Annotated in this window: 12 protein-coding genes; 3 read left to right on the top strand and 9 right to left on the bottom strand. The window is 69.4% G+C overall.

Annotated elements, in window-relative coordinates:
- Positions 1-175: 175 nt before the first annotated feature.
- Positions 176-682 carry a DUF4112 domain-containing protein gene (locus WME82_RS17645; protein WP_438043765.1) on the top strand — a complete coding sequence of 169 codons (507 nt, stop codon included), beginning with the start codon at positions 176-178 and terminating at the stop codon, positions 680-682.
- A gap of 189 nt (positions 683-871) precedes the next feature.
- Here WME82_RS17645 and WME82_RS17640 read toward each other — a convergent pair whose 3' ends face one another.
- The 9 genes from WME82_RS17640 to WME82_RS17600 form a co-directional block, all read right to left on the bottom strand.
- Positions 872-1,576: a Bax inhibitor-1/YccA family protein gene (locus WME82_RS17640; protein WP_437553059.1), complete on the bottom strand. Its 705-nt coding sequence runs from the start codon at positions 1,574-1,576 to the stop codon at positions 872-874.
- 275 nt (positions 1,577-1,851) lie between these two features.
- A complete protein-coding gene (locus WME82_RS17635; RefSeq protein WP_438043764.1) occupies positions 1,852-2,196 on the bottom strand; it encodes a hypothetical protein in 345 nt (114 codons plus the stop codon).
- 182 nt (positions 2,197-2,378) lie between these two features.
- Positions 2,379-3,812 (bottom strand): ParA family protein, encoded by a 1,434-nt coding sequence (locus tag WME82_RS17630; RefSeq protein WP_438043763.1) that lies wholly within the window; start codon positions 3,810-3,812, stop codon positions 2,379-2,381.
- 188 nt (positions 3,813-4,000) lie between these two features.
- Positions 4,001-5,569: a bifunctional phosphoribosylaminoimidazolecarboxamide formyltransferase/IMP cyclohydrolase gene (gene purH / locus WME82_RS17625; protein ID WP_437872510.1), complete on the bottom strand. Its 1,569-nt coding sequence runs from the start codon at positions 5,567-5,569 to the stop codon at positions 4,001-4,003.
- 175 nt (positions 5,570-5,744) lie between these two features.
- The gene (lon, locus tag WME82_RS17620; RefSeq protein ID WP_438043762.1) at positions 5,745-8,237 is read right to left on the bottom strand and encodes an endopeptidase La; all 2,493 of its coding nucleotides are present in this window, start codon (positions 8,235-8,237) and stop codon (positions 5,745-5,747) included.
- Between the two features lie 208 nt (positions 8,238-8,445).
- Entirely contained in the window at positions 8,446-9,702 is a 1,257-nt protein-coding gene (gene clpX, locus WME82_RS17615; protein WP_012235779.1) for an ATP-dependent Clp protease ATP-binding subunit ClpX, read from the bottom strand.
- Between the two features lie 482 nt (positions 9,703-10,184).
- The gene (locus WME82_RS17610) at positions 10,185-10,829 is read right to left on the bottom strand and encodes an ATP-dependent Clp protease proteolytic subunit (RefSeq protein ID WP_012235778.1); all 645 of its coding nucleotides are present in this window, start codon (positions 10,827-10,829) and stop codon (positions 10,185-10,187) included.
- 297 nt (positions 10,830-11,126) lie between these two features.
- Positions 11,127-12,395 (bottom strand): trigger factor, encoded by a 1,269-nt coding sequence (gene tig / locus WME82_RS17605; RefSeq protein WP_437718100.1) that lies wholly within the window; start codon positions 12,393-12,395, stop codon positions 11,127-11,129.
- A gap of 265 nt (positions 12,396-12,660) precedes the next feature.
- Positions 12,661-12,825: a hypothetical protein gene (locus tag WME82_RS17600; protein ID WP_012235776.1), complete on the bottom strand. Its 165-nt coding sequence runs from the start codon at positions 12,823-12,825 to the stop codon at positions 12,661-12,663.
- A gap of 720 nt (positions 12,826-13,545) precedes the next feature.
- Here WME82_RS17600 and WME82_RS17595 point away from each other — a divergent pair.
- Positions 13,546-14,481 carry a ParA family protein gene (locus tag WME82_RS17595; RefSeq protein ID WP_437718099.1) on the top strand — a complete coding sequence of 312 codons (936 nt, stop codon included), beginning with the start codon at positions 13,546-13,548 and terminating at the stop codon, positions 14,479-14,481.
- Positions 14,478-15,383, top strand: a complete 906-nt coding sequence (locus WME82_RS17590; RefSeq protein WP_437872509.1) for a ParB/RepB/Spo0J family partition protein — start codon at positions 14,478-14,480, stop codon at positions 15,381-15,383. The genes WME82_RS17595 and WME82_RS17590 overlap by 4 nt, the downstream gene beginning before the upstream one ends.
- Positions 15,384-15,463: the final 80 nt, after the last annotated feature.

The raw sequence follows: 15,463 nt of genomic DNA, 5'->3' as shown, positions 1-15,463 counted from the left end.
CAGCGCCCGCCCGCCCACGGCCCCCTCCCGAGGCGACGTGCTCCTGCCCGATCCTCGCCCGCCGCGCCGCGTGTCCCTGCGACGCCGCCCCGCGGTCTCTCTTGAGTCGCCGTTGGAGGGGGCGAGAAGTAAACTGCAAGGGATGTCTGCTCCGCTTCGCAGAGATGGGTCCGCCATGCCCGTGCCGCCCCTCGCCCCGCTGGAGGTCGTTGATCTCGAGGACGAGCGGCTAAAACGCTTGAACGCCCTCGGGCATTTTCTGGACAACTCCATCCGTATCCCTGGAGTCGGCTACCGGGTCGGCTACGACGCCGTGATCGGGTTGATCCCTGGGGTCGGCGATCTCATCGGTTTCGCGCTCTCGATTTACATCGTGCTCGCGGCGACGCGTTACCGTCTCCCCGCCTCCGCGGTGCTGCGCATGGTGCTCAACGTGGGCCTCGAGACGCTGCTCGGCACGGTCCCTCTCGTAGGCGATCTCTTCGATGCGACCTACAAGGCGAACGCGCGCAACCTCGACCTGCTGCGCGCCCACCTCGCAGCGCGAACGCAGGGCGGCGCGCCGCCCTCCAATCTTCGTTTCTACGCCGGCCTGTTCCTGGCGCTGGCAGGCATCCTCGCCCTGGCAGCACTCATGCTCTTCTCGCTGACAAGAGCGCTACAGACCCTCTTCGGCTCCTGACGCCCCCTCTCCTCACTTCTCTGCGACGGACGCCCCGCGAGTCCTTCTCCGCAACGAACGCCACCCGAGCGGGGTGCACCCGCACAGGAGACGGGCCCAGATCGGCGTTTTCGGCGCGCAGGCGTACTCTTGTACGCCGAGCACCGAAAACGTCGAGGTGGGCCCGTATCCGAAGCGGGTGCGCCCCGCTCAGTTGCGGGAGCTGATGAAGAGGCGGAGCACGTGCCAGAACAGCATGGCGACCGACGCGAAGAGCTCGAGCGCAGCGCCGACGTACCGGTCCTCGGGGAAGTGGTGCAGGATGTTCGACGTGTCGTACAGGATGGCGGCCCCAGCGAACGCGACCATGGCGACGCTGAAGAAGGTGCCGAGCTGGAAGCCGAACAGCGCGCCTGCCGCGATGAGGACGAGCGCGCAGATGGCGCCCCAGCGCAGGAGAGCCCCAAGGAACGAGAAATCCTTGCGGGTCACGAACGCGATCGCGGTGAGCCCGGCGAAGCCGGCCATCGTGGCGAGCCCAGCGCTCTGGATCGCGCCAGGAGCGACCATGTCCGCGATGTAGAGCAGCGGCACGAAGACGATCGCCTGGGCGAGCACGAAGCCGCCGAGCGCGGCGTACTGTGCCGGCTTCGATACCGACGTGTGCGCCGCGCGGCTGGCCAGCCAGCTCACGAGCATGAACGCCCCGAGAACCAGCAGCCAGCTCGTGCCCATCATCGCCCTGGCGATGACCGAGGCGACGCCGGTCTTGAACAGCGCGACCTCGATCGCAGCGAAGAGTACGATCGCACCGAACAGGTGGTTGTACGTTCGCACGATGAAGCGCTCGCGCGACTCGGCACCGGCGCGGAGCACCGACGAGCGGGTCCCGTATCCTACGTAGTTCTGGTCCATGTTCCCTCTCTGGTAGGCCTCGACTCTAGCACGTCAAGCACGCCGCATGCCCGCGGCGAGGCGGCCGGGGGACGAGGCGCAGCGCCACGACGCCGCGAGCGCCGGCGCCTGTGCAGGGGCCCTCCGCCGCTCGCCGGCTCTCGGGAAAGCCGGCCGGCCCGCAGATCCCCCACGGCACCGCTCAGGGCCCTCCGGAGCCCGCAGCGCCCGCCGCACGATGATGGAAATGCGGACGTCGCGCCCTGCGTCCTGTCGAAGTCTCCTGGAAGAAGGGATTAAATCCCCTTCGGGATCTTGTCGAGGTCCACCTGGGAGAGCGCATGCCGGATCAGCGCGCTCCTGTTGGCCTTGGTCATCCCGCGCGCCTTGAGCGAGCTGACCATCTCGTCCAGCCGCTCGAGATCCTCGGTGTACATCGAGATACAGATGACCTTGTAGTGCTGCGGTCTCTCCGGCGCCGGCGCAGCACCCGGCTCGGATGCGGCGCCGCTCGTCCGGGCCTTCGCGCGCACGCGAGGCGCTTCCGCGGACGCATAGAACGCCCCGGACAAAACACCTTCCACTTCGTCGCGATCGAGCAGCGCCCGCGCGGCGCCCCCGAGATCGCCTTCGCTTTTCATTGCTTCCTCCAGCTCCCCTGCCCGGTCGAGGCTCCGCGACTGCGGGCCCTTCATTCAGCGAACCCCCGCGTCCGCGGGTCCCTTCATCCAGCGGGACTCCGCGTCCGCGGGTCCCTTCATCCAGCGGGACTCCGCGTCCGCGGGTCCCTTCACCCAGCGGGACTCCGCGTCCGCGGGTCCCTTCACGCCCCCGCCGCCGCAGCGCCCGACCGCTCGGTGGCCGCGTCCCCCCGGTCGACGCTCCACGCTGTCCCCTCGCGCGCCGCCCCTGCCTCAGAACTCGCCGTGCCGCGCTCGCGGCTCTCGATGATGCGATCGACCACCGCGAGGTAGTCGTCCGCGGCAGGGGTTCCCGACGCGTACTCGAAGATCGTCTGCCCTTGCGCAGGCGCCTCCTTGACCTTGATCGCCTGCCGGATCGGCGCGAGGCAGCGCTCCCCGAAGTGCTGCTTCATCGTGCTCACCGCCTCGCGCGCGATCTTCGCGCGGCCGTCGTAGAAGGTCGGCAGCACGCCCCAGATCTGCACCGGGTGATGCAGCAGCGCGTTCACGTTCTTCACCGTCTTGATCACCTGACGGACGCCGACGAGCGACAGATAGTCGCACGCGACCGGGACGAGCACGCTGTCGGCGAACACCAGCGCGTTCTGGTTCATCAACGACAGGCTCGGCGAGCAATCGAGCACCACGTAATCGTACTCGGCCGCCGCAGCGGAGAGGCGATCCGAGAGCACGCGGTCGCGGTTCTGGCGCCCTGCCAGGTAGAGCTCTGCCGCGGCGAGCGTCTCGTTGGACGGCAGGAGATCCAGGTTCGGTCGCACCGTCTTGGTCGCGTCCGCGACCCGGAGCCCCATCACGAGCACGTGATAGAGCGACCGCTCCGCGCCCGCGCCGAGCGAGACAGAGACGTTCCCCTGCGCGTCGGTGTCGACGAGGAGCACCCGCTTGTCGCGCGCCGCGAGCCCGGCCGCCACGCTCACGGCCGTCGTCGTCTTGCCCGTACCGCCCTTGTGGTTGAACACGGCCAGACAGCGGGGCACCCCGGCCGGGCGCTGCGGCGGCTGCGCCGGCCGCTTCGCGCCCCCCGCCGGCGACAGGGGCACCGCGACCGCGCCCTGCCCGTTGAGCTCCGCCGGGCGAGCGGCAGACGCGACCGGCGCGGCCCGCCCCGTCGCCTCGCCCTGGGCACTCGCCCGAGCCGCCGGCGGCGCCGGCTCACCTGCCTCCACGGCGGAGCGCGACCCGCCTCCTGCCAGCGGCGCCTCGTCACCGGTCGCCGTTGCTCCCTCGGCCGGCGCCGCGGCCGCCGCCGCGATGTCGCCGAGCCGCACCCCCTTCGCCTCACGGACCAGCTGCGTCCGGCACCCCAGCGAGCACGCGTAGTGCCGGCGCCCGGCGACGTAGAGCACCTGGGACACGAGATCCGGCGGAAACCGCTTCGCGCACGCGTCGCACGTGGCGAGCGCGGCGCCGTCCTGCCCGCCGAGCTGGCTCTTTTCCAGGCATTTCTGCGAGCAGAAGAAGGAGAAGCCGCCGTCCTTCTCCTCCATCTGGTACCGGAACTGGACCTCGAATCCGGTCCCGCACACGCTGCACGTCTCGCTGATTCCGCCCACAGCTCGCTCCTTCGCGCCGCGCACAGCGCTTTGCCCAGGCGCAGCGTTGACCATCATCACAGTCAAGGCGCAAAGGTCAACTTTTCTGCGAGCGTGACCCACCCTTCCGGCGCAAGGGAGGGTGAGCGCGCGTTCCGGAACGGAGGAGCGAGGCCGGTTCCGTGACGGGACCTCGGCGCCAGGCCAGCTCAGTGACGGAAGTGCCGGGCCCCGGTGAACACCATCGCGATCCCCGCCGCGTCGGCCGCAGCGATGACCTCCGCGTCCTTCACGCTGCCGCCAGGCTGCGCGACCGCCGTGATCCCGTGCTCCGCGGCGAGCACCACGTTGTCCGGGAACGGGAAGAACGCGTCCGACGCGAGGACGCTCCCGCGAGCCCGCTCGCCCGCCTTGCTGCAGGCGATGCGAACGCTCTCGACCCGCGACATCTGTCCGGCGCCGATCCCGACCGTCCTCCCGGGAATCGCGAGCACAATCGCGTTGGATTTCACGTGCTTGCAGACGCGCCAACCGAGATCGAGCGCCTCGATCTCCTTCTCCGTCGGCGCGCGCTTCGTCACGACCCGGCCGCCGCGCACCTCGCCGGCCGCCGAGGCATCTCGCTCCTGGACCACCAGGCCCCCGCCGACGCGCTTGAACGTCAGCTCCCGGTGATCCGCGGGCAGGAGCGCGCCGGTGGCGAGCACCCGGAGGTTCTTCTTGGTCCGGAGCACCTCCAGCGCCTCGGGCGTATAGGCGGGCGCGACCACGCACTCCAGGAACGTCTCGACGAGCACCTCGGCAGCAGCGCGGTCGACCTCGCGGTTCAGGGCGACGATCCCACCGAAGGCGCTCACGGCGTCCGCGTCGCGCGCCGTCCGGTAGGCGGCCGCGAGGCTGTCGCCCGTCGCGACGCCGCACGGGTTCGTGTGCTTCACGACCACCGCGGCGGGCTGCGTGAACTCGCGCACCGCCTCGAACGCGGCGTCCACGTCGACGAGGTTGTTGAACGAGAGCTCCTTGCCGCCCGCGCCCAGCGACTCCGCCAGCGCGAGCGACCCCGCGGCCGCGCCCCGCTCACGATAGAAGGCGCCGGACTGGTGCGGGTTCTCGCCGTACCGGAGCGGATAGGCCCGCTCGAGGGCGAGCGTGAGGAAGCGCGGATAGGCCTCGCGCTCCGCGGCGCTCGGCTCACCTTCCTCGGGGAGCGAGGAGAGGTAACCGGACACCATCCCGTCGTAGGCCGCCGTGTGCGCAAACGCCTTGGTGGCGAGCCGGCGGCGGGTGGCGCTCGACACCTCACCTTGCCTGTCGATCTCGGCGAGCACAGCATCGTAGTCGGCCGGATCGACCACCACCGCGACGCGCGCGTGGTTCTTGGCCGCGCTCCGCACCATCGACGGCCCGCCGATATCGATGTTCTCGATGATCTCGGGGTGCGTGACCCCCGGCTTCCGGACGGTCGCCTCGAAGGGATAGAGATTGCACACAACGAGATCGATCGGCGCCCCGCCGAGCCGCGCGAGGTCCTCATCGTCGATCGCGCCGCGCATCAAGATGCCGCCGTGCACCCGCGGATGGAGCGTCTTCACCCGGCCATCCATGACCTCGGGAGAGCCGGTATAGGCCTCCACCCCGATGACCGGCACGCCGGCGTCCGCGAGCGCCCGCTGCGTCCCCCCGGTCGAGAGGATCTCCACGCCCTTCTCCGCGAGCCGCCTGGCCAGCGGGAGCAATCCCGTCTTGTCGGATACCGAAATCAGTGCGCGTCGAATCATTGCGACGCACAGCTAGTCCGTCTCTGCGGCCGCCGCCAGCCCATAGCGGGGCGCATCTTCATGCGTTACCGGCTCATCCGCGCCGTTCGGCTCGCTGCGGCGTACGTTCGCCTGCCTGGCGGCTGACCCCGGAGCGCACGAATCCGCACGCCGCTCACGCTGTCTGGCGCCGCGCTCACGCGCCGGGCGGCGCGGCCGGCGTCGGCTCGCCCGCCGCAGCCGGCGGCGCCTTGACCGGCGCCGCCTCGGTGACGAGCTCGCCGTCCCGGTACTCCAGGACGCCCTTGGGCGGCCCGAAGATCGCATAGGAGTCCGGCAGGACGAGCGCCTCACGGAGCACGTCGTCGACGTGCTCGACGAGCACGAGCCGCAGCGCCTTCAGCACCCGCCGCGGCACGTCCCGGAGATCCTTCCGGTTCTCCTTCGGCAGGATGACGGTCGCGATGCCGCCGCGGTGGGCCGCGAGCAGCTTCTCCTTGAGCCCGCCGATCGGCATCACGCGCCCGCGCAGGGTGATCTCGCCCGTCATCGCGAGATCCCTCCGGACAGGCACCTTCATGAGCGAGCTGACGAGCGCGGTCACCATCGTGACGCCGGCGCTGGGCCCGTCCTTGCGGACGAAATCGGGGAAGTGAATGTGGATGTCGACCTTCTGATAGACGTCCGCCTCGAGCCCGAGGCGGTCGAGGCGCGAACGGACATAGCTCATCGCCGCGTGCCCGCTCTCCTCCATCCCCTTCTCCAGCAGCCCGGTGATCACGAGCTTGCCCTTGCCCGGCACCACCGTCGCCTCGGCCGGGAGCAGATCGCCCCCGACATTGGTCACGGCGAGGCCGTTCACGAGGCCCACCTCATCGCGCTCCTCGCGCCGGCCGAGCCGGTACTTCGGGACGCCGAGGTACTTCGGGATGCTCTTCGCGACGACCTCGATCGGCTTCTCCTTGCCGTCGGACACCACCCGCCTGGCCACCTTGCGGCAGACGCTCGCGATCTCGCGCTCCAGCGAGCGCACGCCGCTCTCCTTCGTGTAGTGGTGGATGATCGTCCGGAGCGCGCCCTCCGTGAAGTCGAGCGACACGTCCTCGAGGCCGCACTCCTTCCGCTGCCGGGGCACGAGGTACTTCACCGCGATGTTCAGCTTCTCGAACTCCGTGTAGCCCGAGAGCTGGATGACCTCCATGCGGTCCTGGAGCGGCACCGGGATGCCAGAGAGCGTGTTCGCCGTCGTGATGAACATCACGTCGGAGAGGTCGTAATCGAGATCCAGGTAGTGGTCGTTGAACGTGTGGTTCTGCTCCGGATCGAGCACCTCGAGCAGCGCAGCCGCCGGGTCCCCTCGGAAGTCGGTCGACATCTTGTCGACCTCGTCGAGCAGGAACACGGGGTTGTTCGTCCCGACCTTCTTGAGCGACTGGATCAGCTTGCCGGGCAGCGCGCCGATGTACGTCCGCCGGTGGCCGCGGATCTCCGCCTCATCGCGCACGCCGCCGAGCGACAGCCTCACGAACTTGCGCCCCGTCGCGCGCGCGATCGACTTCGCCAGGCTCGTCTTGCCGACGCCGGGCGGCCCCACGAAGCAGAGCACCGGGCCCTTGAGCTTCTTCGTGAGCGCCTGGACCGCCAGGTACTCGAGGATCCGCTCCTTGATCTTCTTGAGGCCGTAGTGGTCCTCATCGAGGATCCGCTCGGCCTCGACGAGGTCATAACGCTCCTCGCTCTTGTCGTACCAGGGGAGCTCCAGGATCCAATCGATGTAGTTGCGCACCACGGTCGCCTCGGCGCTCGTGGGGTGCATCATCTTCAGCTTCTTGAGCTCCTTCTTGACCTTCGCGGCGGCCTCCTTGCTCATCCGCTTGGTCTTGAGGGCCTCTTCGATCTCCTGGATCTCGTTCTTGAACTCGTCTCGCTCGCCGCCACCCAGCTCCTTCTGGATGGCCTGCATCTGCTCGTTGAGATAGTATTCCTTCTGCGTCTTCTCCATCTGCTTCTTGACGCGACTCCGGATCTTCTTCTCCACCTGGAGAATCTCGATCTCGGCCTGCATCAACTCGATGAGACGCTCGAGCCGCTTCTGCGGCTCCTCCATCTCGAGCAGCGCCTGCCGGTCGGTCAGCTTGATGGTCGGCAGGTTGGCGATGATGGTGTCGGCCAGCCGCGAGGCCTCGTCGATGGCCTGCACCGCCATCAGGACCTCGGGCTGGATCTTCTTGTTGAGCTTGACGTACATCTCGAACGTCGACTGGACCGAGCGCATCAGCGCCTCGACCTCGACGCTCGCGACCGAGCTCTCGACGATCTCGTCGTATTCGATCAGGAAGTACGCATCGCTCTGGACGTAGCGGCGGATGCGCGCCCGGCGCTTGCCCTCGATGAGGACCTTGACGGTGCCGTCCGGGAGGCGGAGCAGCTGCATGATCGCGCCGACCGATCCGACGCCGAAGATGTCGTCCGGCGTCGGATCGTTCGTCTTCGCGTTGCGCTGCGCGGCGAGGAAGATCTCCTTGCCGCGGTTCATCGCCTCGTCGAGCGCGGCGATGCTGCGCTCACGCCCGACGAACAGCTGCGAGACCATGTGTGGAAAGACGATGATGTCGCGAAGCGGGAGCAACGGGACGATCCCGCGCTCGGGTGCGTTCTTGCCGCGATCACTGTCGTTCTTGAAGAACATCCGCCGTCTTTCCGGGAGTATCGGGAGGTCGGGGCACCCCCGCCTCGGTTGTCACAAATACCTTGATCTGATGCTGAACTTCCGCCGGCTCCTCCCGCTGCCCTCCAGGGACACGCGGCGCCGGCACGCTCGGAGGAGCCTCCGGGGGGCGAAGGCGCAGCTCGGGCCCCGCCTTGCGCCCCGACCCACCGCCCCCCTGGGGCGAGCGCTACGCGAGCTCCGCCTCCTTCGTGTACACGATGAGCGGAGGCTCGTGCTTCACGATCACGTCCTCGCTGACGACGACCTCCTTGATCCCCGTACGGGACGGGACGTCGTACATGATGTCGAGCATCGCCGACTCGAGGATGGCGCGAAGACCGCGGGCGCCGCTGTTCCTCTCGAGGGCCTGGCGAGCCACCGCCACGAGCGCGCCGCGGGTGAACTTGACCTTCACCCCATCCATCTCGAAGAGCTTCTGGTACTGCTTGACCAGGCTGTTCTTCGGCTTCGTGAGGATGTCGATGAGCGCCTCCTCGTTCAGCTCGTGGAGCGTCGCCACGACCGGCAGGCGCCCGATGAACTCCGGGATGAGCCCGAACTTGAGGAGGTCCTCCGGCTGGACGACGCTGAGCAGGTCGCCCAGCTTGAAGTCCTTCTTCGCCTTGATGTCGGCGCCGAAGCCGAGGGTGTTCTGGCCGATGCGCCGCTGGATGATCTGGTCGAGCCCGACGAACGCGCCGCCGCAGATGAACAGGATGTTCGTCGTGTCGACCTGCAGGAAATCCTGCTGCGGGTGCTTGCGTCCGCCCTTCGGGGGGACATTGGCGATCGTCCCCTCGATGATCTTGAGCAGCGCCTGCTGCACGCCCTCTCCGGAGACGTCGCGGGTGATGCTCGGGTTGTCGCTCTTCCGGCTGATCTTGTCGATCTCGTCGATGTAGACGATGCCGCGCTGCGCGCGCTCGACGTCGTGATCCGCGTTCTGCAGGAGCTGGACGATGATGTTCTCGACGTCCTCGCCGACGTACCCGGCCTCGGTCAGCGTCGTCGCGTCCGCGATGGCGAAGGGGACGTTGATGATCTTGGCGAGCGTCTGCGCGAGGAGGGTCTTGCCGGACCCCGTCGGCCCCAGCAGGAGGATGTTCGACTTGGACAGCTCCACGTCGTCCGAGGAGACCCGGCTGTCGATGCGCTTGTAGTGGTTGTGCACCGCCACAGCGAGGATCTTCTTGGCGCGGTTCTGGCCGACGACGTACTCGTCCAAGGTCGCTTTGATGTCGGCGGGCTTGGGCACCGGGGTCGACCCCGCGTACGGCTCGTCCTTCTCGACCTCCTCCGCGATGATGTCATTGCACAGCCCGATGCACTCATCACAGATGTACACCGTGGGGCCCGCGATGAGCTTCTTCACCTCTTTCTGCGACTTGCCGCAGAAAGAGCAGCTTAGATTGCCATTCGAGTGATCGTCCCGCCTTCGCTCCACTTCGACCCTCAGTGCGGTCTGCCGACGCTACCGCTTCAATGAGAGGTGGGGTCCCGCCGCGGCGGCGGCCCCTCCAACTTGCGGCGGGAACGGCTTCCACCGTCCCCTGTATTTTCAGCGATGCGCAGCCAAACGCCGCGCTCGGATTCTAGTGCGGTGCCCGTACCGTCGCAAGCTAACGGGGGTGGTCTCCAGCCTGTGGCCAAAGTCAGGGAATCACCCGATGGCGCCCCGCGGTCGGCCACCGACGTGGCCGCGCATCGCGCGAAAAGCGCGAAAAGCAGCGGATCGAGCGAGCGCAGCGCGGCGCATGAGGCGCCGAGCCCGCGTGCTCCGCTGCTGCGCGCCCGCGCGCAATGCCCCGCCCGCCACAGCGGCGGGGCGTGGCGTGGCGTCACGACGCCGCGCCGCGGCGCGGCCCGGGGCGACGCCGCGCCGGCCTTCATCCCGAGCACGCCCGCCGGACGCGGCGGCGCGGCCACCTACTTGTTCCGCTTCGGGAAGACCTCGTCGATCAGGCCATACTCCTTGGCCTGCGTCGCGCTCAGGTAGAAGTCGCGCTCGATGTCCTTCGCCAGCTCGTCCCGGTTCTTGCCGGTCGCGTCGACGAGGATGTCGATCAGCGTCTCCTTGATCTTCTTGATCTCGCGCGCCTGGATCTCGATGTCCGTCGCCTGGCCTCGCGCGCCGCCGAGCGGCTGGTGGATCATCATCCGCGCGTGCGGCAGCGCGAAGCGCCGACCCTTGCGACCGGCGCCGAGCAGGACGGCGCCCATCGACGCGGCCTGGCCGATGCACATCGTCGAGACCGGGCAACGCACGTACTGCATCGTGTCGTACATCGCGAGCCCCGACGTCACCACGCCGCCCGGGCTGTTGATGTAGACCTGGATCTCCTTCTCGGGATCCTCGCTCTCCAGGAAGAGGAACTGCGCGATCACGGCATTCGCGACGAAGTCGTCGATCTCCGTGCCGATGAAGACGATGCGATCCTTGAGGAGACGGCTGAAGATGTTCCACTCCCGCTCGCCGCGGTGGGTCACCTCGGTGACCGTCGGGAGGATGTAGGCCTTCTCGCGTTCGAGAAACTCGATGGCTTGGGTGCGGGTTTCGACTCGTCGGGTCATCCGGTGCTCCGGGGGGTTCGCTGCCGCGCGGCAGGGGCTCTACTCCTGGGCCAGACTGCGTCCGATCGCAAGACCGAACGCGCCCGAGGTTACCGGAAATATCGGCCGCTCGCCGCGCGGCGCACGGAACACGCGGCGCGCCGCGGCCCGCTCGATCCAGCCGCGCGCGCCCGACGTCGATCGAGAGCGCGAGAGGCGCGACCTGGACAAACGGCGCACGCCGGCGCAGCAGAGCTGAGGCGCCGGCGTGCGGTGCAGAAGTCCGGCCATTCCGCGCCGGACTGCTGCTGGGCGAAGCTAGCTCGCGTCGGCGACCTTCGCCGCAGCCTCGATGATGTCGAGGATCTTGTCCTCGAGGATCATCCCGGCGAAGAGCTCGCGCTTCTGGGGCTCGCGGTACTCCGCCTTGATCTTCGCCACGTTCTTGCCGGTCTGCTCGGCGAGCTCCTCGTAGCCCTTCTCGAGGTCGGCCTCGGTGATCCTGACCGCCTTCGCCTTCGCGATCTCGGCCATGACCAGGCCCGCGCGCACCTTCATCTCGGCGTCGAGCCGCACGCGGGCGCGGAACTCCGGCGTGGGATCGACGCGCTGCCCCTGCCTCCGCGCCGTCGCGAGCAGCTCGCGCTCGGCGAGCTGCGCCTGCTGATCGACGAGCGACGGCGGGACCGGGATCGGGTTCGCCTTGCAGAGCTCCACCACGAGCTGCTCGGCGACGGCGTCGCTCGCTCGCTGCGTCAGCTCCTTCTCGAGCTTCTTGCGGAGCGACTCGCGGAGCGCGGACAGGCTCTCGTCGCCGCAGTCCTTCGCGAACTCATCGTCCACCTCAGGGAAGATGCGCTCCCGCAGATCCTTCAGCGTGATGTGGAAGGTCGCCTGCTTGCCCCGCAGATCCGCGTTGGAGTGCTGCTCGGAGAACGTGACCGGGACGTCCTTCGACTGGCCGGGCGTCATCCCGGCGAGGGCGTCCTCGATCTCCTTGAAGACCTGGCCGCTGCCGAGCTCGGTCTCGATCTCCTGCTCCTTCGTGTCGCGCAGCGCGCCGCCGACCTCGAGGGTGAACGCGATCGTCGCGACATCCCCCTTCGCCGCGGGGCGCTCCGGCTCGGGCGCCTGCAGCGTCGAGTGCTCGCGCCGGAGGGCGGTGATCTCGGCGTCGATCATCTCGTCGCTCGGCGTCGTCGAGGGGCGCTTCACCTCGAAGCCCTCCCACTTCACCTCGGCGATGTCGGGGCGGACCTCGAAGCGGGCCTTGTAGGAAAACGCGTCGTCAGGGCGGAGCTCGGTGGGCGCGATCGCCGGCTGGGACAGGGGCTGCACCTGCTTGTCGGCGAGCGCCTGGTTCAGCGTGGCGTCGACGAGCCGCTGGGCGACATCGGCGTGGATGCGGCCGCCGTAGAGGTGCGCGAGCACCTGGCGCGGCGCCTTGCCAGGCCGGTAGCCCCGGACCCGGGCCGTCCGCTGGAGCGCCGTATAGGCCTTGTCGACCTCGCTCCGGACCCGGTCCGCGGGGACCTCCACCTGAAACTCCATCAGCACGGGAGAAAGCTTTTCGACGTTGACTTGCATGGCGTTTTTTTCGAAGGGCGGCACTCGTGCCACGCGTCGCTGGGGGGGTCAAGACGAGCGACAGGACGCTGCTTTAAAAAAAAGGAGCCCCGGCGGAGAGGCGGCCGCCGGGGCTCGGATCCCGGGAGGGATCGTGCAAGCTGATGTGCAGCGCCGCGCAGCGCCGGCGCTGGCGACGCGACGGAGCAGCAGCGCCGAGCGCGGCCGCGCGGACGTGCGAGGACGTTGAAGCCATCCCGCGCGCAGCGCCGCCGCGCCGTCGCGCTCAGTCGTCGTCCGAGACGTCGAAGGGATCCTTGTCGAAGTCGAGCTCGGCGTCGAAGGACCCCTCCTCCTCGACGATGTCCTCGAGCGAGAAGCCCACACGGCTCGGGCGGAGAATCTCCCGCTCGAACTCTGAAAAGCTCTGATACGACCTGGGAAGCGGCATCTGTCCTCCTCACATGTGCCGAGGCGACGTCGGTGCGTCGGTCTGCTCGGCGAAGCTGGGCACCACGTCCGTGATCAAGGGGCGGTCGACGTCGGCCCGCGACTCGAGGTCGAGGGCGGACGACGGCGCGAGCCGATCGCCGACCTGCGTTGAAGCGAAGGCGAAAGCACGAGGACCTGCGCACGAGCGAGCGGCGCAGGGCCGCGCCCATCGCCCCAGAAGGCGCGAGCAAGGACCCGATCGACGGGCCCCGGGTCGCAGCAGGCGAGCAGCGCCCCGCCGAGGCCTAAGCAGCGGCCTCGCCTCGAGGCTCGACCGCGCGCCCATGCCTTCGCCGTTCGGCCACCTTTGCCTACATCAAGCGACATGTGGGCACTGTAGATACCCCTGCCGTTCAGGCCAACAATCTGGCAAGCGAACGGTGGGATGGCGGCGAGCGGGTGACGACGCCCCGCGCGGGTCACGTCGCCGGGGGGGCCCCCACCCCAGCGTCCAGGGCGTGCTCTGGGCACGGCGGCCCAGCGTCCACGGCGTCCCCCGGGACGCCCGCGGCGGCAGCGCGCTGGGCCCGCGCGCTGGGCCCGCGCGCTGGGCCCGCGCGCTGGGCCGACCGAAGGACAGACCCGCACGCTCGGTCGAACGTTTGTGTCGAGGCGCCCGCTTCTCTCGACGTGCCGATGGGGGTCGTGTAAGCAGCCTGGTCGGACGCGACACAGCACGATGCCATCGCCCAACGAGGGGGGCGCGCCCGGCAAGCCCGGCTCCGCCCCCAAGCCTTCGCCTGTCATCTTCGCCGTCGCCAACCAGAAGGGGGGCGTCGGCAAGACCACGACCTCGGTCAACCTGGCCGCGAGCTTCGCCGCGGCAGAGTGCCGTACGCTGCTCGTCGACTGCGATCCGCAGGGGAACGCCTCGAGCGGCGTCGGCGTGCGGCGCGGGAGCTTCGAGCTGTCCCTCTACGACGTCCTGATCGGGCGGGCGGCGCTGAAGGACGCGATCGTCCCGACCGAGGTGCCGCTCCTCGGCGTGGTGCCCGCGACCCAGGACCTCGTCGCGGCGGAGCTCGAGCTGGTCGACGCGGACGACCGCGCGGTGCGGCTGCGCAACGCGCTGCGCCCGCAGCTCGCGGGCTACGACTACGTCGTGCTCGATTGCCCGCCGTCGCTCGGGCTCCTCACGCTGAACGCGCTCACCGCGGCGCACCGGGTGCTCGTCCCGCTCCAGTGCGAGTACTACGCGCTCGAGGGGCTGACGCACCTGATGGCGACCATCGACCGGGTGCGGAGCGCCTTCAACCCGGAGCTCACGGTCGAGGGCGTCGTCCTCACGATGTACGACGGGCGCAACTCGCTCACCCACCAGGTGGCCGACGAGGTGAAGGCGCATTTCCGCGTCTTCGACGCGATCATCCCGCGCAACGTGAAGCTCAGCGAGGCGCCGTCGCACGGCAAGCCGGCGCTGCTCTACGACGCGCAGTCGAAGGGGGCGCAGGGCTACCTGAGCCTCGCGCGCGAGATCCTGGACGGCCCGCCCGCCGCCGCGGCAGACACGAAGAAGCGGCCGCGCGGGGACGCCGCCGAGGCGGAGCCACCGGCCGAGCCTTCGCCCCCGCAGAACCCCGGAGAGCGCGCGAGGGACGCACGACCCAGATCATGAATGCCGATCAGAAAGGGGCGCGGCGCGCGCTCGGACGGGGGCTCGACGCCCTGCTCCCGGCGGCGCCGCCGGCGACAGCGACTGCGGCCGAGGGGCGCAGCGTGTTCGTGTGCGCGATCGAGAAGATCGTCCCGCAGAAGGGGCAGCCGCGGCAGCACTTCGACGAGACCGAGCTGGAGGAGCTCACCGGCAGCATCCGCGAGCACGGGCTCATCGAGCCGCTCATCGTGCGCAGGACGCAGGCGGGGAACGACGCCTTCGAGCTCATCGCGGGCGAGCGGCGGTGGCGCGCCGCGCAGCGCGCGGGGCTCAGGGAGGTGCTCGTCGTCGTCAAGGACGTCTCCCCCAAGGAGGCGTTCGAGCTCGCGCTCGTCGAGAACGTGCAGCGAGCCGACCTCAACCCGATCGAGATCGCCGAGGCGTTCGACCGGCTGCTGCGCGAGCACAGCTACACGCACCAGACCCTCGCCGAGCGCGTCGGCAAGGACCGCACGACGATCGTCAACTCGCTCCGGCTGCTCCGGCTGCCGCCGCGGATCCGCACCATGGTCATCTCGCGCGAGCTCAGCGAGGGCCACGCGCGCGCGCTGCTCGGCGCGCCCAGCGACAAGGTGATGGCCGACGTCGCCGAGCGGACCGTCCACGGCAAGCTCCCCGTCCGCAAGGTCGAGGCGCTGATCAAGGCGGCGAAGGAGAAGGAGCTCCGGGCCGCCGAGGGCGAGGAGCCGGGCGAGAAGAAGCGCGGCGGGAAGTCGCCCGCGATCAAGGACCTGGAGGCGCGGCTCGCGCGGCGGCTCGGGACCCGCGTCGAGGTGCGCGACGAGGGTGGCCACGGCGAGCTCGGCATCACCTACGGCTCGCTCGACGAACTCGACAGGATCATCGCGCTGCTCGGCGCGTGACCCTGCGCGGCCGGCCCCTCGCCCGCCCGCGCAGGCGCGCCCCTGGCGGTGGCGGCGCGCAGGCGGGCGAGCGCGGCGGG

It is taken from the genome of Sorangium sp. So ce128, assembly GCF_051525245.1.
GTDB classification, from domain to species: domain Bacteria; phylum Myxococcota_A; class Polyangia; order Polyangiales; family Polyangiaceae; genus Sorangium; species Sorangium cellulosum_B.
Note: the sequence above shows the minus strand (reverse complement) of the source record. Positions and strands in the feature narration are given on the sequence as shown.

Coding starts and splice junctions, on each gene's coding strand:
- WME82_RS17645 (WP_438043765.1), top strand. CDS start 176: ATGCCCGTGCCGCCCCTCGCCCCGCTGGAGGTCGTTGATCTCGAGGAC.
- WME82_RS17640 (WP_437553059.1), bottom strand. CDS start 1,576: ATGGACCAGAACTACGTAGGATACGGGACCCGCTCGTCGGTGCTCCGC.
- WME82_RS17635 (WP_438043764.1), bottom strand. CDS start 2,196: ATGAAAAGCGAAGGCGATCTCGGGGGCGCCGCGCGGGCGCTGCTCGAT.
- purH (WP_437872510.1), bottom strand. CDS start 5,569: ATGATTCGACGCGCACTGATTTCGGTATCCGACAAGACGGGATTGCTC.
- lon (WP_438043762.1), bottom strand. CDS start 8,237: ATGTTCTTCAAGAACGACAGTGATCGCGGCAAGAACGCACCCGAGCGC.
- WME82_RS17610 (WP_012235778.1), bottom strand. CDS start 10,829: ATGACCCGACGAGTCGAAACCCGCACCCAAGCCATCGAGTTTCTCGAA.
- tig (WP_437718100.1), bottom strand. CDS start 12,395: ATGCAAGTCAACGTCGAAAAGCTTTCTCCCGTGCTGATGGAGTTTCAG.
- WME82_RS17600 (WP_012235776.1), bottom strand. CDS start 12,825: ATGCCGCTTCCCAGGTCGTATCAGAGCTTTTCAGAGTTCGAGCGGGAG.
- WME82_RS17595 (WP_437718099.1), top strand. CDS start 13,546: ATGCCATCGCCCAACGAGGGGGGCGCGCCCGGCAAGCCCGGCTCCGCC.
- WME82_RS17590 (WP_437872509.1), top strand. CDS start 14,478: ATGAATGCCGATCAGAAAGGGGCGCGGCGCGCGCTCGGACGGGGGCTC.